The 24910-nt window shown below is 67.8% G+C and carries 25 protein-coding genes; 17 read left to right on the top strand and 8 right to left on the bottom strand.

Annotated elements, in window-relative coordinates; genetic code table 11:
• Positions 1 to 14 precede the first annotated feature (14 nt).
• From LPA45_RS01330 to LPA45_RS01340, 3 genes are all read right to left on the bottom strand, one after another.
• On the bottom strand, positions 15 to 2126 hold the full coding sequence (locus LPA45_RS01330; protein ID WP_376790624.1) for an ATP-dependent helicase: 2112 nt from the start codon (positions 2124 to 2126) through the stop codon (positions 15 to 17).
• A gap of 165 nt (positions 2127 to 2291) precedes the next feature.
• The gene (locus LPA45_RS01335) at positions 2292 to 2825 is read right to left on the bottom strand and encodes a TlpA disulfide reductase family protein (protein WP_367394809.1); all 534 of its coding nucleotides are present in this window, start codon (positions 2823 to 2825) and stop codon (positions 2292 to 2294) included.
• Between the two features lie 118 nt (positions 2826 to 2943).
• A complete protein-coding gene (locus LPA45_RS01340; protein ID WP_233527937.1) occupies positions 2944 to 3480 on the bottom strand; it encodes a thioredoxin fold domain-containing protein in 537 nt (178 codons plus the stop codon).
• A gap of 139 nt (positions 3481 to 3619) precedes the next feature.
• On the opposite strand from LPA45_RS01340, the gene LPA45_RS01345 reads away from it, so the two are divergent.
• The 3 genes from LPA45_RS01345 (at position 3620) to LPA45_RS01355 (ending at position 5236) form a co-directional block, all read left to right on the top strand.
• Entirely contained in the window at positions 3620 to 4252 is a 633-nt protein-coding gene (locus LPA45_RS01345) for a hypothetical protein (RefSeq protein ID WP_376790625.1), read from the top strand.
• An 82-nt stretch (positions 4253 to 4334) separates the two neighbouring features.
• On the top strand, positions 4335 to 4994 hold the full coding sequence (locus tag LPA45_RS01350; protein WP_116316967.1) for a LysE family transporter: 660 nt from the start codon (positions 4335 to 4337) through the stop codon (positions 4992 to 4994).
• 71 nt (positions 4995 to 5065) lie between these two features.
• Positions 5066 to 5236: a hypothetical protein gene (locus tag LPA45_RS01355; protein ID WP_317923414.1), complete on the top strand. Its 171-nt coding sequence runs from the start codon at positions 5066 to 5068 to the stop codon at positions 5234 to 5236.
• Positions 5237 to 5244: 8 nt separating this feature from the next.
• On the opposite strand, the gene LPA45_RS01360 is transcribed toward LPA45_RS01355, so the two are convergent.
• Positions 5245 to 5487, bottom strand: a complete 243-nt coding sequence (locus LPA45_RS01360) for a UTRA domain-containing protein (RefSeq protein ID WP_367394811.1) — start codon at positions 5485 to 5487, stop codon at positions 5245 to 5247.
• Positions 5488 to 5650: 163 nt separating this feature from the next.
• Between LPA45_RS01360 and nagA the strand changes: the two genes are divergently transcribed.
• Positions 5651 to 6754 (top strand): N-acetylglucosamine-6-phosphate deacetylase, encoded by a 1104-nt coding sequence (nagA, locus tag LPA45_RS01365; protein ID WP_367394812.1) that lies wholly within the window; start codon positions 5651 to 5653, stop codon positions 6752 to 6754.
• A gap of 71 nt (positions 6755 to 6825) precedes the next feature.
• Positions 6826 to 8313 (top strand): glucose-6-phosphate dehydrogenase, encoded by a 1488-nt coding sequence (gene zwf, locus LPA45_RS01370; RefSeq protein WP_116316969.1) that lies wholly within the window; start codon positions 6826 to 6828, stop codon positions 8311 to 8313.
• 67 nt (positions 8314 to 8380) lie between these two features.
• On the opposite strand, the gene LPA45_RS01375 is transcribed toward zwf, so the two are convergent.
• Both LPA45_RS01375 and LPA45_RS01380 read right to left on the bottom strand, forming a co-directional pair.
• Positions 8381 to 9925, bottom strand: a complete 1545-nt coding sequence (locus LPA45_RS01375; protein WP_367394813.1) for a YifB family Mg chelatase-like AAA ATPase — start codon at positions 9923 to 9925, stop codon at positions 8381 to 8383.
• Positions 9926 to 10031: 106 nt separating this feature from the next.
• The gene (locus tag LPA45_RS01380) at positions 10032 to 10310 is read right to left on the bottom strand and encodes an accessory factor UbiK family protein (RefSeq protein WP_029046713.1); all 279 of its coding nucleotides are present in this window, start codon (positions 10308 to 10310) and stop codon (positions 10032 to 10034) included.
• Between the two features lie 390 nt (positions 10311 to 10700).
• On the opposite strand from LPA45_RS01380, the gene LPA45_RS01385 reads away from it, so the two are divergent.
• The 12 genes from LPA45_RS01385 (at position 10701) to mnmH (ending at position 22387) form a co-directional block, all read left to right on the top strand.
• A complete protein-coding gene (locus LPA45_RS01385) occupies positions 10701 to 11495 on the top strand; it encodes a TorF family putative porin (protein WP_116316971.1) in 795 nt (264 codons plus the stop codon).
• 54 nt (positions 11496 to 11549) lie between these two features.
• Positions 11550 to 11888 (top strand): P-II family nitrogen regulator, encoded by a 339-nt coding sequence (locus LPA45_RS01390; RefSeq protein ID WP_010814843.1) that lies wholly within the window; start codon positions 11550 to 11552, stop codon positions 11886 to 11888.
• A gap of 32 nt (positions 11889 to 11920) precedes the next feature.
• A complete protein-coding gene (locus LPA45_RS01395) occupies positions 11921 to 13471 on the top strand; it encodes an ammonium transporter (RefSeq protein WP_116316972.1) in 1551 nt (516 codons plus the stop codon).
• 529 nt (positions 13472 to 14000) lie between these two features.
• On the top strand, positions 14001 to 15296 hold the full coding sequence (gene gshA / locus LPA45_RS01400) for a glutamate--cysteine ligase (protein ID WP_116317801.1): 1296 nt from the start codon (positions 14001 to 14003) through the stop codon (positions 15294 to 15296).
• A gap of 23 nt (positions 15297 to 15319) precedes the next feature.
• The gene (gshB, locus tag LPA45_RS01405; protein ID WP_116316973.1) at positions 15320 to 16273 is read left to right on the top strand and encodes a glutathione synthase; all 954 of its coding nucleotides are present in this window, start codon (positions 15320 to 15322) and stop codon (positions 16271 to 16273) included.
• Between the two features lie 78 nt (positions 16274 to 16351).
• The gene (locus tag LPA45_RS01410) at positions 16352 to 16807 is read left to right on the top strand and encodes a PTS sugar transporter subunit IIA (protein WP_116316974.1); all 456 of its coding nucleotides are present in this window, start codon (positions 16352 to 16354) and stop codon (positions 16805 to 16807) included.
• Complete coding sequence (locus tag LPA45_RS01415; protein ID WP_116316975.1) at positions 16776 to 17045, top strand: HPr family phosphocarrier protein; 270 nt, start codon at positions 16776 to 16778, stop codon at positions 17043 to 17045. Before LPA45_RS01410 ends, LPA45_RS01415 begins: the two co-directional genes overlap by 32 nt.
• Positions 17046 to 17103: 58 nt before the next feature.
• A complete protein-coding gene (gene ptsP, locus LPA45_RS01420) occupies positions 17104 to 18894 on the top strand; it encodes a phosphoenolpyruvate--protein phosphotransferase (protein ID WP_116316976.1) in 1791 nt (596 codons plus the stop codon).
• A gap of 224 nt (positions 18895 to 19118) precedes the next feature.
• Positions 19119 to 19424: a bacterioferritin-associated ferredoxin gene (locus LPA45_RS01425; protein ID WP_199414493.1), complete on the top strand. Its 306-nt coding sequence runs from the start codon at positions 19119 to 19121 to the stop codon at positions 19422 to 19424.
• Between the two features lie 126 nt (positions 19425 to 19550).
• Complete coding sequence (gene bfr / locus LPA45_RS01430) at positions 19551 to 20030, top strand: bacterioferritin (RefSeq protein ID WP_061957256.1); 480 nt, start codon at positions 19551 to 19553, stop codon at positions 20028 to 20030.
• A gap of 195 nt (positions 20031 to 20225) precedes the next feature.
• Positions 20226 to 21272: a selenide, water dikinase SelD gene (gene selD, locus LPA45_RS01435; RefSeq protein WP_367394814.1), complete on the top strand. Its 1047-nt coding sequence runs from the start codon at positions 20226 to 20228 to the stop codon at positions 21270 to 21272.
• 11 nt (positions 21273 to 21283) lie between these two features.
• Positions 21284 to 22387: a tRNA 2-selenouridine(34) synthase MnmH gene (mnmH, locus tag LPA45_RS01440; protein ID WP_116317802.1), complete on the top strand. Its 1104-nt coding sequence runs from the start codon at positions 21284 to 21286 to the stop codon at positions 22385 to 22387.
• A gap of 21 nt (positions 22388 to 22408) precedes the next feature.
• On the opposite strand, the gene LPA45_RS01445 is transcribed toward mnmH, so the two are convergent.
• On the bottom strand, positions 22409 to 23173 hold the full coding sequence (locus LPA45_RS01445; RefSeq protein WP_367394815.1) for a ThiF family adenylyltransferase: 765 nt from the start codon (positions 23171 to 23173) through the stop codon (positions 22409 to 22411).
• Positions 23174 to 23270: 97 nt separating this feature from the next.
• On the bottom strand, positions 23271 to 24878 hold the full coding sequence (locus LPA45_RS01450; protein ID WP_116316980.1) for a S41 family peptidase: 1608 nt from the start codon (positions 24876 to 24878) through the stop codon (positions 23271 to 23273).
• Positions 24879 to 24910: the final 32 nt, after the last annotated feature.

Below are 24910 nucleotides of genomic sequence, written 5' to 3' on the forward strand. Positions count from 1 at the left end.
GGCGAGGCTGCAACTCACCGCCACATATTGCGCATCCGACTGGCCAGGTCCACCGGCGCCAGCGCCGGCTTTGCCTTCCCTTCGCCTGGCATCGGCGGCGGCGGCCATGCCCGGCTGTGGAAATTCGGCATCACGCGATTCGGAATGAACCGCGTGCGCGACGCATACACATGCCGATCGCCAAATCCCACCTGCTGGTGCACGTAGAAGCGCTGCGGCACGATGACGTCCAGATGGTCCTTGGCCCGCGTCATCGCCACATACAGCAGCCGCCGTTCTTCCTCGATCTCTTCCGTCGTGCCCGTCGCCAGATCGCTCGGCATGCAGCCATCGACGGCATTGAGCACATACACGGCCTTCCACTCCTGCCCCTTGGCCGAGTGGATGGTCGACAGGATCAGGTAGTCCTCGTCGCGCGACGGTACGCCGGACTCATCGCTGGATGCGCTGGGCGGATCGAGCGTCAGTTCCGTCAGGAAGCGCTCGCGCGCGCCGTAAGTGGCGGCGATGCGCTCCAGCTGCTGCAGGTCGGCCTGGCGCGCGGCGGCGTCGTCGTGCAGGCGTTCGAGGTGCGGCGCGTACCAGGCCAGTACCTGCTCGAATTCCGAGGGCCACGGCGAGGTCGGCGCCATCAGCGCGCGCGCCAGCGTCAGCAGGTCTGCCCAGGCGGGCGCGGCGGCCGGCGGCGGCTCGAATTCCTGCAGCGAGAACAGCGGCTCGGTGGCCAGTGCCATGGCGTCGAGCACGCGCGCCGCGGTCTTCGGGCCGATGCCCGGCAGCAGTTGCAGCGTGCGGAAGCCGGCCATGCGGTCGCGCGGGTTTTCCAGCCAGCGCACCACGGCCAGCACGTCTTTCACGTGCGTCGATTCCAGGAATTTGAGCCCGCCGAACTTCACGAACGGGATATTGCGGCGCGCCAGCTCGATCTCCACCTGCGCGCTGTGGTCGGCGGCACGGAACAGCACCGCCTGCGCCATTAGCGCCAGGCCGGCCTCGCGCCGCGCCAGCACCTGCTCGACCACGTAGCGCGCCTGGTCGGCCTCGTCGTTGACGACGATGATGCCGGGCTTCTCGGCCGACAGCCGCTCGGACCAGAGATCCTTGGTATAGCGCTCGGCAGCCAGCCCGATCACCGCGTTGGCTGCCTGCAGGATCGGCTGCGTGGAGCGGTAGTTCTGCGACAGCGTCACCTGCTGCGCGTGTGGTGTGAACTGTTGCGGGAAATCGAGGATATTGCGCACGGTCGCGCCGCGGAACGCGTAGATCGACTGCGCATCGTCGCCGACCACGGTCAGGCCGCGGCCATCGGGCCGCATGGCCAAGAGGATCGACGCCTGCAGCGCGTTGGTGTCCTGGTATTCGTCGACCAGGACATGGTCAAAGCGGGCGCCCATGTCCTGCGCGATGGCGGGCTCGGCCATGGCCTGTGCCCAGTACAGCAGCAGGTCGTCGTAGTCGAGCACGTGCTGTTTCTGCTTGGCCTCGACATAGCCGGCAAACAGCGTGCGCAGCGCATCGACCCACATGGCGTAGCGCGGAAACTGCTGCTTGAGCACGACTTCCAGCGGCGCCTGCGTGTTGACCACGCGCGAGTAGATCGACAGGCAGGTCTCTTTCTTGGGAAAGCGGCTGGCGGTCTCGGACAGGCCCAGGTCGTGGCGCACCACGTGCATCAGGTCGGCGGCATCGCCGCGGTCGCTGATGGTGAAAGCGGGCGACAGGCCCAGGGTCTCGGCGTACTCGCGCAGCAGGCGCGCGCCGATGGCGTGGAAGGTGCCCGACCATTGCAGCGCCGCGCGGCCCGCGCCGGTCTGCGTGCCCAGCGCCTGGTCGACGATGCGCTCGACGCGCCGGCCCATTTCGGCGGCGGCGCGGCGCGAGAACGTCAGCAGCAGGATGCGGCGTGGATCGGCGCCGCCCAGCACCAGGTGCGCGACCCGGTGCGCCAGCGTGTTGGTCTTGCCCGATCCCGCGCCGGCGATGATCAGCAGCGGGCCGTCGCTGCCGTGCTCGACCGCCGCGCGCTGCTCCGGGTTGAGTTTGGACAGGTAGGCCGGGCCTGCGTCGGCCGCATCGGGGGCAAGGGCGGATGCGAGATCCGCGGCGGGGGCAAGGTCCAGTGACACAGGCAGCAAAGAGGCAGGGGGAAAAAGCGGGCAGGGCAAAAAAGCTGGCGCTAACTGTATATCCATACAGCCCCGCAGTGCAAGCCGCTTCGCGCGGGATCGGGCACGAACCAACAAAAAAGGTGCTCGATGAGCACCTTTTCCTGGATGTTGCGGGCGACAGCGTTACGCAGACTTTGCCAGCGCGCCATCAAGCAGCTTGTGCAGCGCATCCCACTCGGGCTCGCCGACATAGCGCTTGAGGATGCGGCCCTCCTTGTCGACCACGAAGGTGGTCGGCGTCAGCTGCACATTGCCGAAGGCCTTGGCGGCGGAGCCGTCCGAATCCATTGCCACCTTGAACGGCAGCCCGCGCGTCTTGGCGTAGTTCATCACGTACATCGGCGGGTCATAGTTCATGGCCACGGCGACGAATTCCAGCCCCTTGCCCTTGAACTGCTCGTAGGTCTTGACCATGTCGGGCATTTCCTTGATGCAGGTGGCGCAGCTGGTGGCCCAGAAATTGACCAGGTAGACCTTGCCCTTCAGGTCGGCGGTGCTGAGCTTCTCGCCCGACAGCAGCGTGAACGTGGCGGCCGGTGCGGCATTGGCCGGCGCCAGCGCGCGGTAGCCGAACCAGCCCAGCAGCGCCAGCACGACGATGGCGGCGACGATGGGCCAGGGCTTGCGGGAGGACTTGGCGGGAGCGGAAGTGGTCATGGAAGGCGGGGAATGCGAATTCTCTTCGGGCAACGCCACATTCTAATGCCGCTGGCGCCGGGGCGCTGCGCGGAGCCTGGGTGCGGCAATCTGCCGCAATGCCGGCGGTGACCGTGATTCAACGCCGGGTGGCGACGGCGGCGCGTGCCTGGTCCAGCGCCTGTTCCAGGTAGGCGCCGTAGAAGTCGGGCTGCATGCCGCGCAGCGGGCTGGCGGCGGCGCGGCCCTGGCGATCGAGGAACAGCACCGTCGGCGCCACCCGCACCTGGTGCGCCCGCGCCCAGTCGCGCGCCGTGGTCACGGTACCGTCGGCGTCGCGCAGCGGCGTGACGGCGGTCAGGTCCAGCTCGCGCACCGCGATCTCGCCGGCGGCAGCCTGCGGACCGAGGTAGTTGCGGCGCACCGCATCGCAATAGCCGCATCCGGGCATCGACACCAGCAGCACCAGCGGCTCGCCGCGCTGCGCGGCTTCGGCGCCGTGAGCGCCCAGGTCGGTGGCGGCAGGCAGGTGCGCCGTGCCCGCGGCCAGCGCCGTGCCGGCGGCTGTTGCCAGCAGCGCGCACGTGGCCAGACGGAACAGTGCGGTCCGGGCTGGTAGCGCTGGTAGCGCTGGTAGCGATGGCAGGGCGAGGCGGGGCAGGGTGGGGGCAGGCATGCGGTCAGGAAAAACTGTCAGGCGGCGCACCATGCACCGGGGCGCCGCTTCCGCGATAATACCGGTTTCCGCCCGCAGGCTCTGGCGGCCGCCAGAGCCGCTCCATGGCCTGCGCGCGCTGTCCGCCACACGCTTCCCCATGCGTCCTCTTCCACCCACGCCGAGCCCTGCCGCTTTCATTCGCAGTCTCGCCCCCAGTCTGGCCCGCAGCCCCATGATGCGCTGCGCCGCCCTGTGCGTGGCGCTGGCCCTGTGCGCCTGTTCGCCCCGCTATGACTGGCGCACGATCCAGTCCGGCGAGGGCGCCTATGCCGCGCTCTATCCGGGCAAGCCCAGCAGTGCCGCGCGCGACGTCACCATCGCCGGCCGCAAGCTGCCGATGACGATGGAGGCCGCGCGCGTCGACGACACGCTGTTCGCCGTGGGCGTGGTCACGCTGCCCGCCGACGACGAAGGGCTGCGGCGCGAGGCGCTGGCGGCAATGCAGGCGGGGCTGCTGGCCAACCTCGGCACGGTCTCGGGCGAGCCGCCGCGCACGCGGCCGGTCACGATCACGACCGCCGACAAGCCGGGGCGGCCGCTCGCCGGCGTCGAAGTGCAGGCCAGCGGCGTGTCGCCGCAGGACCAGGCGCCACGGCGGCTGACCGCGCGACTGGTGGCGGTGGGCGCGCGCGCCTACCAGGCGGTGGTGCTGGAGTCTGGCGACGCCGCGCGCGACCAGCGCCAGGCCGAGCAGGTGGAGCAGTTCCTCGGCGGCTTCCATCCGTTCTGAGGCCAGGCACCGCGGGAGCACAAGGTTTGCGCCGTGGCCGCGGCAATGCGGCGGCGGCAGTTGTCGTCAAAGGAGAATCGAAATGCGTTGGGAAGTGTGGCTGGCTTATTTCGCCGCGTGCTGGGTGATCGCGGTGTCGCCGGGATCGGGGGCGGTGCTGTCGATGAGCCACGGCCTGTCATATGGCTTGCGCAGGACCAGCACCACCATCTTCGGCCTGCAGACCGGGCTGGTGATCGTGCTGCTGATTGCCGGCGGTGGCCTGGGTGCGCTGCTGCTAGCCTCGGAGCAGGCATTCATGGTGGTCAAGACCGTGGGTGCGCTGTACCTGATCTACCTGGGCGTGCAGCAGTGGCGCGCCAAGGTCGAGAGCGGCGCTGACGGGGCCGCTGACGGGGCCGCGGGCGCCGGACCCGTGCGCGTGTCGGTCATGAGCGCGCGCCGACGGTTCGCCACCGGGCTGCTGACCAACGTGACCAACCCCAAGGGCATCATCTTCATGGTCGCGGTGCTGCCGCAGTTCATCGACCCCAACCACCCGCTCGCGCCGCAGCTGGCGATCCTGGCGCTGACCATGTGCTGCGTTGACCTGGCGGTGATGCATGGCTATGCGCTGCTGGCCTCGCGCATGCAGGGCCTGTTCCGCAATGCCCGCGCGGTGCGCTGGCAGAACCGCTTCTTCGGCAGCGTGCTGATGGCGGTGGGCGCGGCGCTGTTTTTCGTGCGCCGGCAGCACGCCTGAGCCGCGACACTGGCGCGTGCGCGCCGGGTTTGCTTCAATGAGGGAGTGCCCCCGGTCACGGAGACCCTCGTATGCCCGTCTCGCCGAACCCCCGCGCCGGCGCGCGCGTGATGCCGCGCCATACCGTGCCCCCGGTGGAAGAGCCATCGCCGCCCGGCGTGCCGCCTGACTTGCCGCTGCCGCCAGAAGAGGACCCGATCCCGCCGCCGGTGGAACCGCCGGTGGCCGCGCCTTACCGCTGAAACGACTGTTAGAGCGATTGACTGTCAGGCGATTCGCCGATAGCGCTGGCATCGGGCAGCACCGTCCGCGCCAGCATGGTGACTTCCATCCGGAAGCTCTGGCCGTCGGCCATGCGCAGTCGGGTCAGCCTGACGATTTCTTCCCCCTCCTGCCATTGCCGCGCCGGGGCTCCCTGCGGCGTGGCGCGGTGGCGCCCTAAGGTCACCAGTTCGCCGGCTACAACCTGTCGCTGCTGTCCGGCGTCTGCCACGTCAGCTGAACGAAAGCGGCGGGCATGGCACGCTTGTCACACCCGGCGCAAAGTATGACCTGCCGCAGCACCCTGCCGCGGCCGGGGCCAGCCAGCAGGGCGCGTATGCCGGCATCGTCCACCTGTCCTGAAGGCGCGCGCTGGTGATATGGAGAGGACTGCCATGAAAGGAAACATCCTGACGCCGGCAGGCTGGGTCTTCGGCGAGATCCGTGCCGGCCCGGACGGACGCATCGAGCGCATCGACGGCGTGTCTGCCACCCCCGACGGCAACGATGCCCCGTACGTGCTGCCGGGGTTTGTCGACCTGCTCAACCACGGCGGCGGCGGCAAGGACTTCATGGACGGCGAGGAGGCGGTGCCGGCGATCTTGCGCGCGCATGTGCGCTTTGGCACCACCAGCCTGCTGGGCAGCACCATGACCGCGCCGCCGGAGGTGCTGCTGCCGGCACTGCAGGCGCTGGACCGTGCCAGCCGCGCGCGGCCGACTGGCGCGGCGCGCATGCTTGGCGTGCATCTGGAAGGGCCGTATATCAATCCCGGCAAGCTTGGCGCGCAGCCCGACGCATCGGCCATCGCCACGCCGGCCCAGCTGGAGCAGTATCTGGACGCGGCGCCGATCCGCGTGGTCACGCTGGCGCCTGAGCTGCCCGGCCACCTCGACATCATCCGCGCGCTGGCCGCGCGCGGCGTGCGTGTGCAGCTGGGCCATACGCTGGGCACGTATGAAGACGCGGTTGCCGCGCTCGAGGCCGGCGCGTCCGGCTTTACCCACCTGTTCAACGCCATGACGCCGCTGCAGCATCGCGCGCCGGGCATGGTCGCGGCGGCGCTGGCGCATGCCGAATATGCCGAGCTGATCCCGGACTTGGTGCATGTGCATCCCGGCGCCATCCGCGCCGCGCTGCGCGCGATTCCGCGGCTGTATGCCGTGACCGATGCCACCGCCGCGGCGGGCATGCCGGACGGCGTGTATCACCTCGGCAGCCAGACCGTCTACAAGTCGGACGGCAGCGTGCGGCTGGCCGATGGCACGCTGGCCGGCAGCGTGCTGACCATGGACCAGGCGTTGCGCAATCTCGTGGCGATCGGACTGGATCTGGCCGATGCCGCGAGGCGCGTGTCTCTGTATCCGGCCCAGTACCTGGGCTTGTCCGATCGCGGCGCGCTCGCCGCCGGCTGCTGGGCCGACGCGGTCGTGCTGGACCGCGCACTGGCGGTCCGCAGCGTCTATGTCGAAGGAGAATGCTGTGTCGAGAATGCCTGAGACCCGCTGATCGCCACCGATGCCAACGATTCCCGCTTGTGCCGGCGCCCCCGGCATGCAAGGAGCCCGCCATGCCATCCACCCGTTCCGCCTCTTCCTTTGGCAGCGCCGACCCGCGGCCGCTGGACCTTGTCATCTTCGGCGGCGCCGGCGACTTGTCGGCGCGCAAGCTGCTGCCTTCGCTGTACATGTGCCATCGCGACGGCAACCTGCCTGACGGCACCCGCATCATCGGCGTAGGCCGCCACCCGTGGAATGCCGAGGCCTTTGTCAATTTTGCCAACGACAGCGCGCAAGGCTTTGTCGATGCCCGCTATCTCGATCCGGCCAGGTGGCAGGCCTTCCTGCAGCGGCTCGACTACGTACGCCTGGATGCATCGCAGCCCGGAGACTATCCCGCGCTGGCCGCGCAGCTGCGCAACGACGCGCTGCGCATTTTCTACATGGCGATGCCGCCGGGGCTGTTCGCCGCGACCTGCGACAACCTGGCCGGCCATGGGCTGATCGCCGACGACACGCGCCTGGTGCTGGAGAAACCGCTGGGCGTCGACCTGGTCTCGGCCATCTCCATCGGCGAAGTGGTCAGCCGCTACTTTACGGAAGACCGCACCTACCGCATCGACCATTACCTCGGCAAGGAAACGGTGCAGAACCTGATGGCGCTGCGCTTCGGCAACTCGATCTTCGAACCGCTGTGGCGCACGCCGTTTGTGCGCAGCGTGCAGATCACCGTCGCCGAGACCGTGGGCGTGGGCACGCGCGGCGGCTTCTACGACGAAGCCGGCGCCATGCGCGACATGGTGCAGAACCACCTGCTGCAGCTGGTCAGCATCCTGGCGATGGAGCCGCCCGCGTCGCTGAACTCGGACGCGGTGCGCGACGAGAAGCTCAAGGTGCTGCGCTCGCTGCGGCCGATGTCGGCCGAGGACGTGCGCCGCAATACCGTGCGGGGCCAGTACACCGCGGGCGCGATCGCCGGCGAACTGGTGCGCGGCTACCTGCAGGAAGCTGGCATCCCGCCCGACAGCCGCACCGAGACCTTTGTCGCAATGCGCGCCGAGCTGGGTACCTGGCGCTGGAACAAGGTGCCGTTCTACCTGCGCACCGGCAAGCGCATGCAGGAGCGCGTGACCGAGGTGGTGATCCACTTCTCCGAAGTGCCGCATTCGATCTTCGACAGCGGTAGCACGCTGCAGCCCAACCGCATGGTGATCCGGCTGCAGCCGGAAGAATCGGTGCGGCTGACGCTGATGGTCAAGCAGCCGGGCGAGGGCATGAAGCTCAAGCCGCTGAGCCTGGCGCTGAACCTCGACTCGGCCTTCACCACGCGGCGCGCCGAAGCCTATGAGCGGCTGCTGCTCGACGTGATCCGCGGCCGGCTGGCGTTGTTCGTGCGGCACGACGAGCTGCAGGCCGCATGGACCTGGGTCGATCCGATCCTGGAAGCGTGGCGGCAGCAGGATGAAGGGCCGCGGCCTTATACCTCGGGCACGTGGGGGCCGGCGGCATCGTCGGCGTTCATGGCGCGGGAGGGCGTCCAGTGGTCGGAGGAAGCATGACCGGGTAGATGGAGCTGGCGGTCGTGCAGCAAGGCCCGGCGCGCGCCGGTGCGGCTTGACCGCTCGCCTAGCCGGATGCCATCCGCAGCGCGCGCCGGTACTGGATCGCCTCGGCTACATGCTCGGCGCTCAGTACCGCCGCGCCTTCCAGGTCGGCAATCGTGCGCGCCACCTTCAGTACACGGAAGTAGGAGCGTGCCGACCACGCCAGCCGCGTCATCGCCCCGCGCAGCAGCGCCTGTGCGTGCGGCTCCGGCACGCAGTGCTGCTCGATCTCGCGCCCGCCCAGTTCGCTGTTGGGCTTGCCTTGCCGGGTCAGCTGCAGCATGCGCGCCGCCAGCACGCGTTCGCGCACCGCGGCGCTGGGTTCGCCGGGCGGGCCGTCGAGCATCTCGCCCTGGTCCTGGGCGGGCACTTCCACCTGCAGGTCGATCCGGTCGAGCATCGGCCCGGAGATGCGCGACTGATACCGCCGCACCTGATCGGGCGTGCAGCGGCAGGGGCGGTCAGGATGGCCCAGGTAGCCGCACGGGCACGGGTTCATCGCCGCCACGAACTGGAAGCTGGCAGGGAAGTCGGCATGCCCGTTGGCGCGCGCGATGGTGATGCGCCCGGATTCCAGCGGCTCGCGCAGGACTTCCAGCACGCGGCGGTCGAACTCCGGCAGTTCATCCAGGAACAGCACACCGTGGTGCGCCAGCGAGATCTCGCCGGGGCGCGGGTTGCCGCCGCCGCCAACCATGGCCGGGCCCGACGCGGTGTGGTGCGGCGCGCGGCAGGAGCGCTGGCCCCACAGCGCGGTACGGAAGCCGCCGGGCGTCAGGCTCATGACCGCGGCGGATTCCAGTGCTTCCTGCAGCGACATCGGCGGCAGCAGGCCCGGCAGGCGCTGGGCCAGCATCGACTTGCCGGTGCCGGGCGGGCCGACCAGCAGGGCCGAGTGCTTGCCTGCGGCTGCCACTTCCATGGCCCGGCGCGCCTGCGCCTGGCCGCGCACGTCGCGCATGTCGGGGCCGCTGGCAACCGATTGCGGCAGCGCGGCGGGGGCGGCGCGCGGCAGGCGGGCGTCGGGCAGGGCGCCGAGGTGCTCGCACACCTCGCGCAGCGTGGCGGCGGCGTGGACCGCCAGGTCTTCGATCAAGGCCGCTTCGGAGCCGTTGTCGCGGGCCACCAGGAACGCGCGTGGGGCGGCGCCGGCCCCGTGGCGCGCGGCGTTGTCCTGCGCCAGGCCCATCGCCATGGCCAACGCGCCGCGCACCGGCCGCAACTCGCCGGACAGGGACAGCTCGGCGGCGAATTCATGGTGGTCGAGCGCATCGGCCGGGATCTGGCCGCTGGCGGCCAGGATGCCCAGCGTGATCGCCAGGTCGAAGCGGCCGGACTCCTTGGGCAGGTCGGCCGGCGCCAGGTTGACGGTGATGCGGCGGTTGGGGAACTCGTAGCCGCTGTTGAGGATGGCGGCGCGCACGCGCTCGCGGCTCTCGCGCACGCCGGTGTCGGCCAGCCCGACGATGGTGAAGACCGGCAGGCCGTTGGCCAGGTGGGTCTCGACGCGCACCGGCGGCGCCGCGATCCCGGTCAGCGCCCGGCTACCCAGGACGGCGAGGCTCATGCCGGGTCTCCCACGACAACTAACCGTCGCCGATTTGTTAACGAAAAAGGCCGCCAGAATTGGCGGCCTTTGGACAGGCTGGCTTGAGTGGGCCGGAGCGGCGGTCTCATGCGCCCCCGGTCGAATCCACTGCGCCGGCGCCCGGCGGGATGCCCGCACGGCGCTCCAGTTCGGCCACGCGGGCTTCCAGCTCCTCGAGCCGGGAGCGGGTACGGGCCAGCACCTGCGACTGGACGTCGAATTCCTCGCGGGTGACCAGGTCGAGGCGGGCAAAGCCCTGCGTCATCATGCTGCGCACGTTTTTCTCGATGTCCCTTGCCGGCGAATTGCGCAGCGCCTCGCTGACCTTGTTCTGCAGGTCGTTGAAGAGATCGGTCGGTTTCATGGTTTCTCCTTTGTGCACCTAACTGGTGCCAATCCCGGTGGACATCTGGCGTATAGCGCGCTTTCGCACAGGTTTTGGGCGCCCCCAATGCGGGCGGGATCCCGTGGCATGGCCGCACGCAGCCACCGTCAGGACTCGATTATCGCCCCTGCGGCACGTGGACGAAAGCTCCGGCGTGCCCGTCTTTACACCTTTTAACGTGATTTGCCTTTGCTGCAAGGCAGATTCAAGCGGGGCGTGGGTCACTGGGGTTCGCTCCGGCAACGCGAGGCGTGCCTGCGCCGGCAACTTTTCGATCGGCTGGCACGGCAGTTGCAGTAGTGATGCCGCCTGCCTCACCGAAATTCAAACAAACGAAATCCGAGCCACAACGAAAAGGAGAAGAAATCCATGAAGAAGTTGGCCCTTGCAGTCAGCGCGGTCGTCCTGTCCAGCGCCGCCGCCACCGCCGTTGCGCAGAGCACCGACGCGGCCCCGGCGCCCGCTGCCGCCGCTGCCGAGCCGGCATCGCCACATACCTTTACGGCCAACGTGTCGCTGGTCTCTGACTACCGCTATCGCGGCATCAGCCAGACCAACCTGCGCCCGGCCATCCAGGGTGGCTTTGACTACGCGCATGAGAGCGGCTTCTACGTGGGTAACTGGAACTCGAGCATCAGCTGGCTCGAGGACGCCAACCCGGCCGTGTCGGCGCCGGTCGAGATGGACTTCTACGGCGGCTTCAAGAACACCTTCAAGGTTGCCGGCACGGAATTCAACTATGACCTGGGCGTGCTCGAGTACTACTACCCGGGCGGCTACAACAATCCGCGCCCGTACACCACCGAGCTGTATGCCGGCATTGGCTGGGGCCCGGTGTTCCTGAAGTACTCGCACTCGGTCACCAACCTGTTCGGCTGGGCCGACAGCAAGAACAGCTACTACGTCGACCTGACGGCCAACGTGCCGCTGAACTTCTGGGACCTGACGCTGAACGCGCACGTCGGCTACCAGGGCGTGAGGCACAACAGTGACGCGTCCTACACCGACTGGAAGATCGGCCTGACCAAGGACCTGGGCAAGGGCTTCGCGCTGGCGGTGGCCTATGTCGACACCAACGCCAAGGAAGTGGCTTACACCAGCGTCAACCGTGGCCGCTACCTGGGCAAGGCGACGGCCTGGGCCTCCATCACCAAGACTTTCTAATCACCGTCGCAGGTCCGGCAGGCCGGAGCAGAGCCTGCCCCAAGGAGAATCCGGATGAAACTCATCATCGCAGTCATCAAGCCGTTCAAGCTCGACGAGGTGCGTGAAGCGCTGTCGGACGTGGGCGTGTCCGGCATCACCGTGACCGAAGTGAAAGGCTTCGGCCGCCAGAAGGGCCATACCGAGCTGTACCGCGGCGCGGAGTACATCGTCGACTTCCTGCCCAAGGTGAAGATCGAGGTGGCGGTGCCCGACGACGTGGTCGAGCGCGCCATCGAGGCGGTCGAGAAATCGGCCCGCACCGGCAAGATCGGCGACGGCAAGATTTTCGTGGCACCGATCGAGCAGGTCATCCGCATCCGCACCGGCGAGACCGGCGGCGATGCCCTGTGACCCAAGACAGCATAGAGACAGAGGTTAATCACATGAAAACCTGGATCAAGCGATTCCTGACGGCCGGTGCGATGGCGCTGGCCATCGGCACGGCGGGCGTGGGCATGTCCGCGCCGGCCGCCGCACAGGACAAGCCGGCGGCGGAGGCTTCGGCCCCGGCCGCCTCCGCCGCCGCCCCCGCTGCTGCCGCCGCGGCACCTGCAGCCGCCCCCGCCGCAGCTGCCCCGGCCGCCGCCCCCGCGGAAGCCGCTGCCGCCGCACCGGCCGCGCCGCAGCCCAACAAGGGCGACGTGGCCTGGCTGCTGGTGGCCACCGCCTTCGTCATCCTGATGACACTGCCCGGCCTGGCGCTGTTCTACGGCGGCCTGGTCCGGTCCAAGAACATGCTGTCGGTGCTGATGCAGTGCCTGGTGATCTTCTCGCTGGTGGCGCTGCTGTGGGCGATCTACGGCTACAGCTTCGCCTTCACCGAGGGCAACGCGTTCTTCGGCGGCACCGACCGGCTCTTCATGAAGGGCCTGACGGTGGAAGCCATGGCGGCCACCTTCAGCAAGGGCGTGGTGATCCCGGAACTGGCCTTCTTCGCCTTCCAGTGCGCCTTCGCCTGCATCACCTGCGGCCTGATCATCGGTGCCTTTGCGGAGCGTGCGCGCTTCTCTGCCGTGCTGGTGTTCGTGGTGCTGTGGTTCACCTTCGCCTACATCCCGATGGCGCACATGGTCTGGTTCTGGCCGGGTCCTGACGCCTACACCGACGCTGCCGCCGGCGCTGCCGCGACCGCCAAGTCGGGCTGGCTGTTCCAGAAGGGCGCGCTCGACTACGCGGGCGGCACCGTGGTGCACATCAACGCCGCCGTGGCGGGGCTGGTGGGCGCGTACATGTTCGGCAAGCGCATCGGCTTCGGCCGCGAGGCGATCCGTCCGCACAGCCTGACCTTCACCATGGTCGGTGCCTCGCTGCTGTGGTTCGGCTGGTTCGGCTTCAATGCCGGTTCGGGCCTGGAAGCCAGCGCCGGTGCCGCCCTGGCCTTCGTCAACACGCTGCTGGCCACCTGCGCCGCGGTGCTGGCGTGGACCTTCGGCGAATGGATCAGCAAGGGCAAGCCGTCGATGCTGGGCGGTGCCTCGGGCGCGGTGGCCGGCCTGGTGGCGATCACCCCGGCAGCCGGCTTCGTCGGCCCGATGGGCTCGATCGTGATGGGCCTGGTGGCTGGCCTGCTGTGCCTGTGGGGTGTGAGCGGCCTGAAGCGCATGCTGGGCATGGACGACTCGCTGGACGTGTTCGGCGTGCACGGCGTGGGCGGTATCGTGGGTGCGCTGCTGACCGGCGTGTTCGCCGCGCCCAGCCTGGGCGGCACCGGCATCTATGACTACGTGGCCAACAAGGTGGCGGACGATTATTCGATCGCCGGCCAGCTCTGGATCCAGTTCGAGGGCGTACTGACCACGGTGGTGTGGTCGGGAATCGTCTCCTTCGTCGCCTACAAGCTGGTCGACATGCTGATCGGCCTGCGGGTGCCGGAAGACGAAGAGCGCGAAGGCCTCGATATCACCTCGCATGGCGAGACCGCATATGAAGTCTGATCGCAAAGGTGTTGTGCTGGAGAGCTGATTGGGAATCTTCTCTCAGGAGTTTCGCCCGGCCGCGTGCCGGGCTTTTTTCTTTGTCTTATCAAGCGGGCATCAGGTCCGGGCGGATCGCCGTCCCGGACCGCGGCGGGGCGCCCGGAGAAAACTCGCAAAAGGCGCCAGCCCAATGCCCGCATGGACTGGCGGCAGATCTCCCCGCACCGCGCACGGGCTTTTCGCAAAGTGCTTAACTCCGATCTTAAAAAGCTTCAATTGTCTTTAATGTGCGGGGCACATACATTGCCAGTGAGGCAGTTTCCTCCACCTGCAGAACGCTCCCCGTATCTGTCAGGCCATTTAAAAGCGCGGCGCTTGCCGCGCTTTTTTTTTGCCCGCGGCAGCGGCCCTTTATTTCCCGCGCGGCGTCCCCATATCGTTATCCCTAATGCCAAGGCCTGCATATCCTTATCAGGAGTGTGCCTGCGCCTGTTTGGCCGTTCCTCTACAATCGGGGCGAACGATAAAGACGATCTATAGGATGGATATGGTCCCGCATCTCATCACCGCGCTGAACGGTCCTCTGCTCGAACTGGAGAAGAAGATCCTGGACGCCACCCCGTCGATCGAGCGTTGGTTCAGGCTGGAATGGCAGGAGCACACGCCTCCGTTCTATTGTTCGGTGGACCTGCGCAATGCCGGCTTCAAGCTGGCGCCGGTCGACACCAACCTGTTCCCGGGCGGCTTCAACAACCTGGCCCCGGAGATGCTGCCGCTGGCTGTGCAGGCGGCGATGGCGGCGATCGAGAAGATCTGCCCGGATGCCAAGAACCTGCTGCTGATCCCCGAACGTCACACGCGCAACATGTTCTACCTGCAGAACGTGGCGCGGCTGTCGCTGATCATGCGCCAGGCGGGGCTGAACGTGCGCCTGGGTTCGCTGTCCGAGGAAATCACCGAGCCGACCCCGATCGAGCTGCCCGACGGCCAGACCCTGGTGGTCGAGCCGCTGGCGCGCCTTGGCACCAAGGGCCGCCGGCTGGGGCTGAAGGACTTCGACCCCTGTTCGATCCTGTTGAACAACGACCTGTCGGCCGGGATCCCGCCGATCCTGGAAAACATCAACGAACAGTACCTGCTGCCGCCGCTGCATGCCGGCTGGTCGACCCGACGCAAGACCAGCCACTTTGCCGCCTACGACGAGGTGGCGAAGAAGTTCGCCAAGCTGATCGATATCGACCAGTGGATGGTCAACCCGTACTTTGCCCGCACCACCGGTGTGAACTTCCACGAGCGCGTGGGCGAGGAAGAGCTGGCCGATGCCGTCGAGGGCGTCCTGAAGAAGATCGCCAAGAAGTACCGCGAGTACGGCATCAAGGAAACGCCGTACGTGGTGGTCAAGGCCGATGCCGGCACCTACGGCATGGGCATCATGACCGTGCGCGACCCGTCCGAGGTCAAGGGCCTGAACCGGAAGGAGCGCAACAAGATGAGCGTCGTCAAGGAAGGCCTTGAGGTCAGCGACGTCATCATCCAGGAAGGCGTGCACACCTTCGAGAAGGTCAACGAGGCGGTGGCCGAGCCGGTGGTCTACATGATCGACCGCTACGTGGTGGGCGGCTTCTACCGCGTACACACCGGCCGCGGCAACGATGAGAACCTGAACGCCCCGGGCATGCATTTCGTGCCCCTGGCGTTCGCGCCCAACGGCATCCCCGACACCCACGCCAAGCCGGGCGCGGCAGTGCCGAACCGCTTCTATATGTACGGCGTGGTGGCGCGGCTGGCGCTGCTGGCGGCGTCGATCGAACTCGAAAAGACTGACCCGAACCCGATTCTGTGACGAGCCCTGACGAGCCCTGACTGATGCGCATCCTCTTCATCACCGATCCGCTGGAGACCTTCAAGACCTACAAGGACTCCACCTACGCCATGATGACCGAGGCCGCCGCGCGCGGCCACGAGCTGTACTGGTGCCTGCAGCCGCAGTTGTGCCTGTCGGGCAGCATTGTCGAGACGCTGGCCACGCGCCTGCACCTGACAGGTGACGACAAGGACTGGTACCGCGAAGGCAACAGCGCGCTGGAGCCGCTGTCGGCCTTCGACGCGGTGCTGATGCGCAAGGACCCGCCGTTCGACATGGAGTACGTCACCAGCACCTGGCTGCTGGAACTGGCCGAGCAGCAGGGCGCCCGCGTGTTCAACAAGCCGCGCGCGATCCGCGACCATTCCGAGAAGCTGGCGATCGCCCAGCACCCGCAATTCATCACGCCGACGCTGGTCACGCGCGACCTGGCGCGCATCCGCGACTTCCATGCCGAGCATCGCGACATCATCGTCAAGCCGCTCGACGGCATGGGCGGCATGGGCGTGTTCCGGGTGGGCGCGGACGGCATGAACCTGGCCGCCATCGTCGAGACGCTCGGGCAGGACGGCGCCCGCACCCTGATGGTGCAGCGCTATATCCCGGCGATCAAGGATGGCGACAAGCGCATCCTGCTGATCGGCGGCGTGCCGGTGCCGTATTCGCTGGCGCGGGTGCCGATGGCCGGCGAAGTGCGCGGCAACCTTGCCGCCGGCGGCAGTGGCCGCGCCCAGGAGTTGAGCCAGCGCGACCGCGAAATCGCCGAGACGCTGGCGCCGGGACTGTGGGAACAGGGCCTGCTGCTGGTCGGCCTGGACGTGATCGGCGACTACCTGACGGAAGTCAATGTGACGAGTCCGACCTGCTTCCAGGAGATCACCCAGCAGACCGGGTTCCACGTCGCGGCGATGTTTACCGACGCGCTGGAACACGCCGTGGGCGCCGCCGGCAGCTGACCGGCAACCATCCCGGCTGGCAGCAGGAGCGCGGGGGGCCGCCTGCTACAATCTGGGCAATCCAACGGATTCACCATCATGGCAGGCATCCTGATCATCGCGCACACCCCGCTGGCTTCGGCCCTGCGCGATTGCGCCGCCCACGTCTACTGCGGCCAGCCGCAGCGGCTGGAAGCCATCGACGTCCTTCCCGACGCGGACCCCGCCGCGGTGCTGGCCGAGGCGAAGCGCCGCCTGGCCGCCGTCTGCGAAGACAACGGCGCGCTGGTGCTGACCGATATCTTCGGTGCCACCCCGGCCAATATCGCCGCGCGCCTGGCCGAGCCGGGCCGCGTGCGCGTGCTGGCCGGCGTCAACCTCCCAATGCTCGTGCGCGCCATCTGCTACCGCTCCGAAAAGCTCGACCAGCTTGCCAGCAAGGCGCTGGCCGGCGGCTCGCAGGGCGTGCTGCAGATTGGCACTACCACCGTACAGAACCAAATCGCCAACCATCCCGACAAATATGCTGCAGAGGGACACCACCATCATCAATAAGCTCGGACTGCATGCACGCGCGTCCGCAAAGCTGACCCAGCTCGCAGGCAGCTTCGTCAGCCAGGTCAAGATGTCCCGCAACGGACGCCAGGTCGATGCCAAGAGCATCATGGGCGTGATGATGCTGGCGGCAGGGATCGGCTCGACGGTGACCCTGGAGACCGACGGGCCCGACGAGCAGGACGCCATGGACGCACTGCTGGCGCTGATCGCCAACCGGTTTGGTGAGGGAGAGTGAGGCCGGCGGCGCCGGTCCCGCAGCTTCGAATTTTTAAACGTTCCTGACGGAGCGGTACATGCCTTTCGCCCTGCACGGCATCCCGGTCTCGCGCGGCGTCGCCATCGGGCGCGCACACCTGCTCGCGCCCGCGGCGCTGGACGTGTCGCACTACCTGGTCGACGAAGAACAGCTCGATGCCGAGGTGGAACGGCTGCGCGCCGCCCGGGCCGCGGTGCGCGCGGAACTGGCGGCGCTCAAGCGCGACCTGCCGCGCGACGCGCCCGAGGAGCTGGGCGCTTTCCTCGACGTGCACGCGATGATCCTCGACGACGAGGCGCTGGCGCGCGAGCCCGAGGCACTGATCCGGGGCCGCCGCTACAACGCTGAGTGGGCACTCACCACGCGGCTCGAAGAGCTGATGCGCCAGTTCGACGAGATCGAAGACGAATATCTGCGCGAGCGCAAGGCCGATATCCAGCAGGTGGTCGAGCGCATCCTGAAGGCGCTGGCCGGCGCCCCGGTGCTGGTGCCCGCGCCGGTGCCGGCGCTGGCCGCGGACGGCGAGCCGGCGCCGGGCGTGATCGTGGTGGCCCACGACATCGCCCCGGCCGACATGCTGCAGTTCCGCCACACGGTGTTCCACGGTTTTGTAACCGACCTGGGCGGGCGCACCTCGCACACCGCCATCGTCGCGCGCAGCCTGGATATCCCGGCGGCGGTGGGGGTGCAGAGCGCGAGCGAGCTGATCCGCCAGGACGACTGGATCATCATCGACGGCGATGCCGGGCTGGTAATCGTCGACCCCACCGCCATCATCCTGGAGGAATACCGCCACCGGCAGAGCGAGCGCGCGCTGGAGAAGAAGCGCCTGCAGCGGCTGCGCCATACCCCGGCGGTGACGCTGGACGGGCTGGAAATCGAGCTGCTGGCCAATATCGAGATGGCCGAGGACGCGGGCGCCGCGCTGTCGGCGGGCGCGGTGGGCGTCGGCCTGTTCCGTTCCGAGTTCCTGTTCATGAACCGGCGTGGCGATCTGCCGGACGAGGAAGAGCAGTTCCAGGCCTACCGCGGCGCGGTCGACGCCATGCACGGTCTGCCGGTGACCATCCGCACGATCGACATCGGTGCCGACAAGCCGCTCGACGGCCGCGACGGCCGCGATGGCCGCGGCGATGGCCGTGGCGACGATTTCGAGACCGCGCTGAACCCGGCGCTGGGGCTGCGCGCGATCCGCTGGTCGCTGTCCGAGCCGGGCATGTTCCTGACCCAGTTGCGCGCGCTGCTGCGTGCCTCCGCCTTTGGTCCGGTGCGGCTGCTGGTGCCGATGCTGGCGCACGCCAGCGAGATCGACCAGACCCTGGCGCTGATCGCCAAGGCCAAGCGCCAGCTGGACGAGCGCGGCGAGCCGTACGACCCAGGCATGAGGGTCGGCGCCATGATCGAGATCCCGGCGGCGGTTTTGCTGCTGCCGCTGTTCCTGCGCAAGATGGATTTCCTGTCGATCGGCACCAATGACCTGATCCAGTACACGCTGGCGATCGACCGCGCCGACAATGCCGTGGCGCACCTGTTCGACCCGCTGCACCCCGCCGTGCTGCAACTGGTGGCGCGTACCATCCGCGAGGCCAATCGCGCCGGCGTGCCGGTGGCGGTGTGCGGCGAAATGGCGGGCGATCCTTCGATGACGCGGCTGCTGCTGGGCATGGGCCTGCGCGAGTTCTCGATGCATCCGGCGCAGTTGCTGCGGGTCAAGCAGGAGATCCTGCACGCCAATTGCGAGCACCTCGAGCCGCTGGTCGACCAGGTGCTTAACGCCTATGATCCCGAGGACCTCGCGGTGGCACTGAGCCAGATCGCCAGACCCTGATGAGAGCAGGGTTTTCTAAGGGAACGGGCCACAGAAAATGCACTTTTTACCACAGTCAAGTGCCCTTCACGCCGCCTCCTTTTCGCGCCTGACGGTGTTGTCCCGACGGATGTGCAGAGACGTTCCCATGTCGCTAATGGGAATTGTTATCATTTTCGATCTCTGATATTCTGACGTTCATTCGCAGTGGCATGCCGGTGCCACGCGCCGCAACGGAGGGACTTGTGTACGTCTGCATCTGCAACCAGATCACCGATCGTGAGATCCACGGTGCCGCGCACCTTGGCGTCGAGACTCTCGACGAACTGGCCGAGACGCTTGGCGTCGGCACGTGCTGCGGACGCTGCCGCGACTGCGCGCAGCAAGTGCTGCAGGAAGGCGTCGCAGCGGTGCGCAATGTCACCGTGGCCACCCTCGCCAGCATCCAGGTTGTGGAGATTTCTTCCTGTTCCGTGTCGGGCCCATGTACCATAATGGACACTCGGGACCCGGCAGTCGCGAACGACCAGCGCAAGGCGATGGTTGCCTGAACGCGCCCATGTGAGCTGAAAGTCAGTTCACGGCGCGTTTTGCGCATTTCTATTCTCACCGACTGCACGCGGCGCCTTTTGGCGCCGCTTCGTGTTTTTGCGCGGGCCCGATGACAGGAGCCGCCAATGAAAGGTGACAAGAAGGTCATCCAGCATCTGAACGCCCAGCTCAAGAACGAGCTGACCGCGATCAACCAGTATTTCCTCCACGCTCGCATGTACCGCCACTGGGGCCTGAAAAAGCTCGGTGACGTCGAGTACAAGGAGTCGATCGGCGAGATGAAGCACGCCGACCGCCTGATCGACCGCATCCTGATGCTGGACGGGCTGCCCAACCTGCAGGACCTGCACAAGCTGCTGCTGGGCGAAGACACGCCCGAAATGCTCAAGTGCGACCTGAAGCTGGAGCAGACCGCGCACCAGACCGTCAAGGAAGGCATCGCCTACTGCGAATCGGTCGGCGACTACGTCAGCCGCGAAATCCTGGTCGATATCCTCACCGACACCGAGGAACACATCGAATACCTGGAGACGCAGCTGGACCTGATCGACAAGGTCGGCCTGCAGAACTACCTGCAATCGCAGATGGAACCGGGCGAGCAGTAAGCCGCCCGTCCCAGGCGCGGCCGCCGCTGCAGTATCCTGCAAAGGCGGCCAGCCCCACCGCGCGGCGCCACCCGGCGCTGCCATGTTGTCCGGCTGTAGGCAGTAACCCTTCTCATTCCAATTCCTTTCTTCATCCAGGCGCGCCTGGTCGGGTAGTGGCTCCTCCCCGGCCGGCGCGCTGCGACGGAGCCAGCCATGACCACCGGTCCCATCCGCCTGACGCAATACAGCCACGGCGCTGGCTGCGGCTGCAAGATTTCCCCGAAAGTGCTCGATGTGATCCTGGCCGGCAGCGGTGCGCAGCACCTCGACCCGCGGCTGTGGGTCGGCAATGCCTCGCGCGACGATGCGGCGGTCTATGCGCTGGATGGCGCGGATAGCGGAAGGGGCGTGGTGTCGACAACGGACTTCTTCATGCCCATCGTCGACGACCCGTTCGACTTCGGGCGCATCGCCGCCACCAATGCGATCAGCGACATCTATGCAATGGGCGGCGACCCGCTGATGGCCATCGCGATCCTCGGCTGGCCGGTCAACGTGCTGCCGCCCGAGGTGGCCCGGGAGGTGGTGGCGGGTGGACGCCGCGCCTGCGATGACGCCGGCATCCCGCTTGCCGGCGGGCATTCGATCGATGCGCCGGAGCCGATCTTCGGGCTGGCCGTTACCGGCATCGTCGAGCGCGCGCACATGAAGCGCAACGACACCGCCACGCCTGGCTGCCGGCTGTTCCTGACCAAGCCCCTGGGCATCGGCGTGCTCACCACAGCCGAGAAAAAAGGCCTGCTGCGGACCGGCAACCGCAACCTCGCGCGCGACTGGATGTGCATGCTGAACCGCCCCGGCAGCGCCTTCGGGCGCCTGCCGGGGGTGCGCGCCATGACCGATGTGACCGGCTTCGGGCTGCTCGGCCATCTGGTCGAGATGGCCGACGGCAGCGGCCTTACCGCGCGGCTGGACTACGCCGCGGTGCCGGTGCTGGACGACGTGGTGGACTACATCGGCCAGGGCTGCGTGCCGGGCGGCACGCAGCGCAACTTCGACAGCTACGGCCACCGCATCACGCCGCTGACGGAGGCGCAGCGCGCAGTGCTGTGCGATCCGCAGACCAGCGGCGGGCTGCTGGTGGCGGTAGAGCTGGCTGGCGAAGCGGAGTTTGCTGCCGAATGCCAGCGCCTGGGCTTGTCGCTGGCGCCCATCGGAGAAATGGTGGCGCGTGCCGCGCTGGCGGTCGAGGTCACCTGATGCCAGGCAGCATGCGCGCCGATACCGCGGACTTCCGCAGCCTGTTCCTCGGCGGCGTGCCGATGCTGGACGTGCGCGCGCCGCTGGAGTTCACGCGCGGCGCCTTTCCCGGCGCGGTCAACCTGCCGCTGATGGACGATGCCGAGCGGCACGCCGTCGGCCTGTGCTACGCCGGGAAAGGGCAGCAGGCCGCGATCGAGCTTGGGCACCAGCTGGTGTCGGGCGAGCGCAAGGCGGCCCGCGTCGCCGCATGGTCGGACTTTGCCCGCGCGCATCCGGACGGCTACCTGTATTGCTTCCGCGGCGGGCTGCGCTCGCAACTGGTGCAGCAGTGGCTGCACGATGCCGGCGTCGACTATCCGCGCGTGACAGGCGGCTACAAGGCGATGCGCACCTTCCTGATTGCCACCCTTGATGCGGCGGTCGCCGGGCAGCAGTGGCTGGTGCTGGGCGGCATGACCGGCAGCGGCAAGACCGACGTGCTGGCTGACGTGCCGGCCGCGCTCGACCTCGAGGGCCATGCGCGGCACCGCGGCTCGGCCTTTGGCCGGCGCGCGCTGGCGCAGCCGCAGCAGGTGGACTTCGAGAACGCGCTGGCGATCGATGTGCTGCGCCGTATCGACGCCCGCTTCCGCGCGCTGGTGGTGGAAGACGAGGGCCGCTTTATCGGCAGCCGCGATGTGCCGCAGGCGCTGTCGCAACGCATGCAGGGCAGTCCGCTGGTGTGGCTGGAGGCGTCTTTCGAGGAACGCGTGGAGCGCGTGCTGCGCGACTATGTGCAGGGGTTGGCGGCGGAATTCATCGCCGAGCATGGCGACGGCACGGGTTTCGACGCTTATTCCACACGGCTGCGCGACGCCATGGCGGCGATCGCGCCGCGGCTGGGCGGGACGCGCTACGGCAAGTTGTCTGCGTTGCTGGAGCAGGCGCTGGCGCGTCAGGCCGAGTCAGGCGACGTCGCGCTGCACCGCGGCTGGATCGAGATACTGCTGCGCGACTACTACGATCCCATGTATGTCTATCAGCGCGCGCAGCGCGAGCCGCGCATCGTGTTCCGCGGCGACCGCGCCGCCGTTACCGACTGGCTGCTCGCGCATGCAGCGCCGCAGGACTAAGCGGCAGCCCCATTCGATCGTTCAGTGCCCGGCACACACCGGGCAGTCCGGCGTGCGGGCCAGCCGCATCGTGGTCCATTCCATTGTCAGCGCGTTGACCATCAGCAGCCGGCCCGCCAGGCTCTCGCCCACGCCGGCCAGCAGCTTGAGCGCCTCGGCTGCCTGCACCGTGCCGACCATGCCAACCAGCGGCGCGAACACGCCCATGGTGGCGCAGGCCACTTCGGGCGCGGGCTCGGCCGGCGGGAACAGGCAGGCGTAGCAGGGCGCTTCGGGCTGGCGCCGGTCGAACACGCTGATCTGGCCGTCGAAGCGCAGCGCGGCGCCTGACACCAGCGGCACGTTGTGGTGCACGCAGGCGCGGTTGACCGCCTGGCGGGTAGCGAAGTTGTCGCAGCAGTCGAGTACCACGCTGGCCGAGGCGACTAGCTGTTCGAGCTCCGTATCGCCCACCCGTGCCGGCACCGTGACGATGTCCAGCCCCGGGTTGATGCGCAGCATGCCTTCGCGCGCGGAGTCGACCTTGGGCCGGCCCACGTTGGCGGTGGTGTGGATGATCTGGCGCTGCAGGTTGGTCAGGTCGACCTCGTCGTTGTCGACGATGGTGATGCGGCCTACGCCGGCCGAGGCCAGGAAGGGCAGCGCGGCGGCGCCCAGGCCGCCGGCGCCGATCACCAGCGCATGGCCGGCGAGCAGGCGGCGCTGGCCTTCGATGCCGAGCTCGTCCAGCAGGATGTGCCGGGAGTAGCGCAGCAGTTGTTCGTCGTTGAGGCCGTCGTCGCTCATGAAATCTCTCTACTGCGAGTTCGAAAGTGGAGGCCATTGAGACCCCCGCCCTCTCCCCCGGCCCCTCGCCCGCAAGCGGGAGAGGGGAGGAACACGCTCAGGGCGCCTTGCCAGTCGGCGTCCCCAGCGGCTCGCCGATCGGCGCGCTCGCCGGCGGCTGCTTGCCCGGGGCCGGCGCGGCCGGCTTGGCGGCCGGAGCGCTGGTACCCTTGGTGCTGCTCTTGCCCGACGGCTTCGCCGCCTTGCCGTTGTCAGCCGGCGGGTTGGTCTCCAGCTTTGACTTGGAGCGCTTGACCGGCTGGCCGTTGAGCTGTGCGATCGCCTGCTGCAGCATGAAGTCGTCGGTCGAGCCGAATTCCACCGGCTTCTTGCGGCGGTCCTTCTCGCGCTCTTCCGGCGTCTTCTTCGCGTTCTCTTCTTCCAGGCGGCGCAGTTCCTCGACACGGCGCTGCTCGCGTTCGGTCATCTCCGGCTCTTCCGATTCCTGCTTGTTATGCAGGTGGCGCTCGGTGTCGATCTCGCGCGTGATCAGCGCGTCGTCCGGATCGCCCTCGGGGTTCTGGTCGACCGGGATGTCCGGGCGGATGCCCTTGGCCTGGATCGACTTGCCGCTCGGCGTGTAGTAGTACGCGATGGTCAGCTTGATGCCGGTGTCATTGGTCAGCGGCCGCACCGTCTGCACCGAGCCCTTGCCGAAGGTGGTCTTGCCCATGATCTGCGCGCGGTGGTGGTCCTGCAGCGCACCCGCGACGATCTCGGAAGCCGAGGCCGAGTAGGCGTTGGTCAGCACTACCATCGGGATCTTCTTGTACAGCGCGGGCAGGCTCTTGAGCGGATCGTCTTCCAGCGACGACAGGCGGTAGTTGTTGTACGACGCCTTGTAGGTACGCTTTGCATCGGGCACCTGGCCGTTGGTCGAGACCACGGTGGCGTCTTCCGGCAGGAAGGCCGCCGCCACGCCGACCGCGCCTTGCAGCACGCCGCCGCCGTTGTTGCGCAGGTCCAGCACCAGGCCCTTCATGTTGGGGTTCTTCTGCGCCAGCTCGGCCAGCTTGCGCGACAGGTCGGCGACGGTGCGCTCCTGGAAGCTGGTCAGGCGCACCCAGCCGACATTGTTGTCGAGCATCTTGGCCTTGACCGACTGCACGCGGATCTCGGCGCGCGTGATCGAGACCGGGAAGGTGCGTTCCTCGCTCTTGCGGTAGATGGTCAGCGTAACCTTGGTGCCCGGCTCGCCGCGCATGCGCTTGACCGCCTGCTCCAGCGGCAGGCCGCGCACCGGCTTGTCGTCGATGCGGGTGATCAGGTCGCCCGGCTGGATGCCGGCACGGAACGCGGGCGTGTCCTCGATCGGGTTAATCACCTTGACCAGGCCTTCTTCCTGCGAGATCTCGATGCCCAGGCCAGCGAAGCGGCCGCGGGTGCCTTCCTGCAGTTCCTTGAAGTCCTTCTCGTCCAGGTAGGACGAATGCGGGTCGAGGCTGGCGACCATGCCCTTGATGGCTTCGGTCAGCAGCTTCTTGTCATCGACCGGCTCGACGTATTCGCGCTTGATTTGCCCGAAGATATCGGCCATCAGCCGCAGCTGGTCCAGCGGCAGGGGGCCTGATGTGTTCTGTGCGGTCGCCGAGATCTGCAGCGTGGCGAGCACGCCGGCGACGAGTCCGACAGAAACTAGACTGATGTTCTTGAGCGTCTTGCGCATGAGGGCTGCCTGAACGTGTACGGAATGTACGT

Origin of the sequence: Cupriavidus sp. Agwp_2 (genome assembly GCF_040784895.1) — a bacterium.
In the GTDB taxonomy this organism is placed as follows: Bacteria; Pseudomonadota; Gammaproteobacteria; order Burkholderiales; family Burkholderiaceae; genus Cupriavidus.

Coding starts and splice junctions, on each gene's coding strand:
- LPA45_RS01345 (WP_376790625.1), top strand. CDS start 3,620: ATGCGTCCTCTTCCACCCACGCCGAGCCCTGCCGCTTTCATTCGCAGT.
- ptsP (WP_116316976.1), top strand. CDS start 17,104: ATGCCTTTCGCCCTGCACGGCATCCCGGTCTCGCGCGGCGTCGCCATC.
- LPA45_RS01450 (WP_116316980.1), bottom strand. CDS start 24,878: ATGCGCAAGACGCTCAAGAACATCAGTCTAGTTTCTGTCGGACTCGTC.
- gshA (WP_116317801.1), top strand. CDS start 14,001: ATGGTCCCGCATCTCATCACCGCGCTGAACGGTCCTCTGCTCGAACTG.
- LPA45_RS01415 (WP_116316975.1), top strand. CDS start 16,776: ATGCTGCAGAGGGACACCACCATCATCAATAAGCTCGGACTGCATGCA.
- bfr (WP_061957256.1), top strand. CDS start 19,551: ATGAAAGGTGACAAGAAGGTCATCCAGCATCTGAACGCCCAGCTCAAG.
- LPA45_RS01410 (WP_116316974.1), top strand. CDS start 16,352: ATGGCAGGCATCCTGATCATCGCGCACACCCCGCTGGCTTCGGCCCTG.
- zwf (WP_116316969.1), top strand. CDS start 6,826: ATGCCATCCACCCGTTCCGCCTCTTCCTTTGGCAGCGCCGACCCGCGG.
- gshB (WP_116316973.1), top strand. CDS start 15,320: ATGCGCATCCTCTTCATCACCGATCCGCTGGAGACCTTCAAGACCTAC.
- LPA45_RS01445 (WP_367394815.1), bottom strand. CDS start 23,173: ATGAGCGACGACGGCCTCAACGACGAACAACTGCTGCGCTACTCCCGG.
- LPA45_RS01375 (WP_367394813.1), bottom strand. CDS start 9,925: ATGAGCCTCGCCGTCCTGGGTAGCCGGGCGCTGACCGGGATCGCGGCG.
- selD (WP_367394814.1), top strand. CDS start 20,226: ATGACCACCGGTCCCATCCGCCTGACGCAATACAGCCACGGCGCTGGC.
- LPA45_RS01340 (WP_233527937.1), bottom strand. CDS start 3,480: ATGCCTGCCCCCACCCTGCCCCGCCTCGCCCTGCCATCGCTACCAGCG.
- LPA45_RS01350 (WP_116316967.1), top strand. CDS start 4,335: ATGCGTTGGGAAGTGTGGCTGGCTTATTTCGCCGCGTGCTGGGTGATC.
- LPA45_RS01335 (WP_367394809.1), bottom strand. CDS start 2,825: ATGACCACTTCCGCTCCCGCCAAGTCCTCCCGCAAGCCCTGGCCCATC.
- LPA45_RS01395 (WP_116316972.1), top strand. CDS start 11,921: ATGAAAACCTGGATCAAGCGATTCCTGACGGCCGGTGCGATGGCGCTG.
- LPA45_RS01380 (WP_029046713.1), bottom strand. CDS start 10,310: ATGAAACCGACCGATCTCTTCAACGACCTGCAGAACAAGGTCAGCGAG.
- LPA45_RS01385 (WP_116316971.1), top strand. CDS start 10,701: ATGAAGAAGTTGGCCCTTGCAGTCAGCGCGGTCGTCCTGTCCAGCGCC.
- LPA45_RS01390 (WP_010814843.1), top strand. CDS start 11,550: ATGAAACTCATCATCGCAGTCATCAAGCCGTTCAAGCTCGACGAGGTG.
- LPA45_RS01355 (WP_317923414.1), top strand. CDS start 5,066: ATGCCCGTCTCGCCGAACCCCCGCGCCGGCGCGCGCGTGATGCCGCGC.
- nagA (WP_367394812.1), top strand. CDS start 5,651: ATGAAAGGAAACATCCTGACGCCGGCAGGCTGGGTCTTCGGCGAGATC.
- mnmH (WP_116317802.1), top strand. CDS start 21,284: ATGCGCGCCGATACCGCGGACTTCCGCAGCCTGTTCCTCGGCGGCGTG.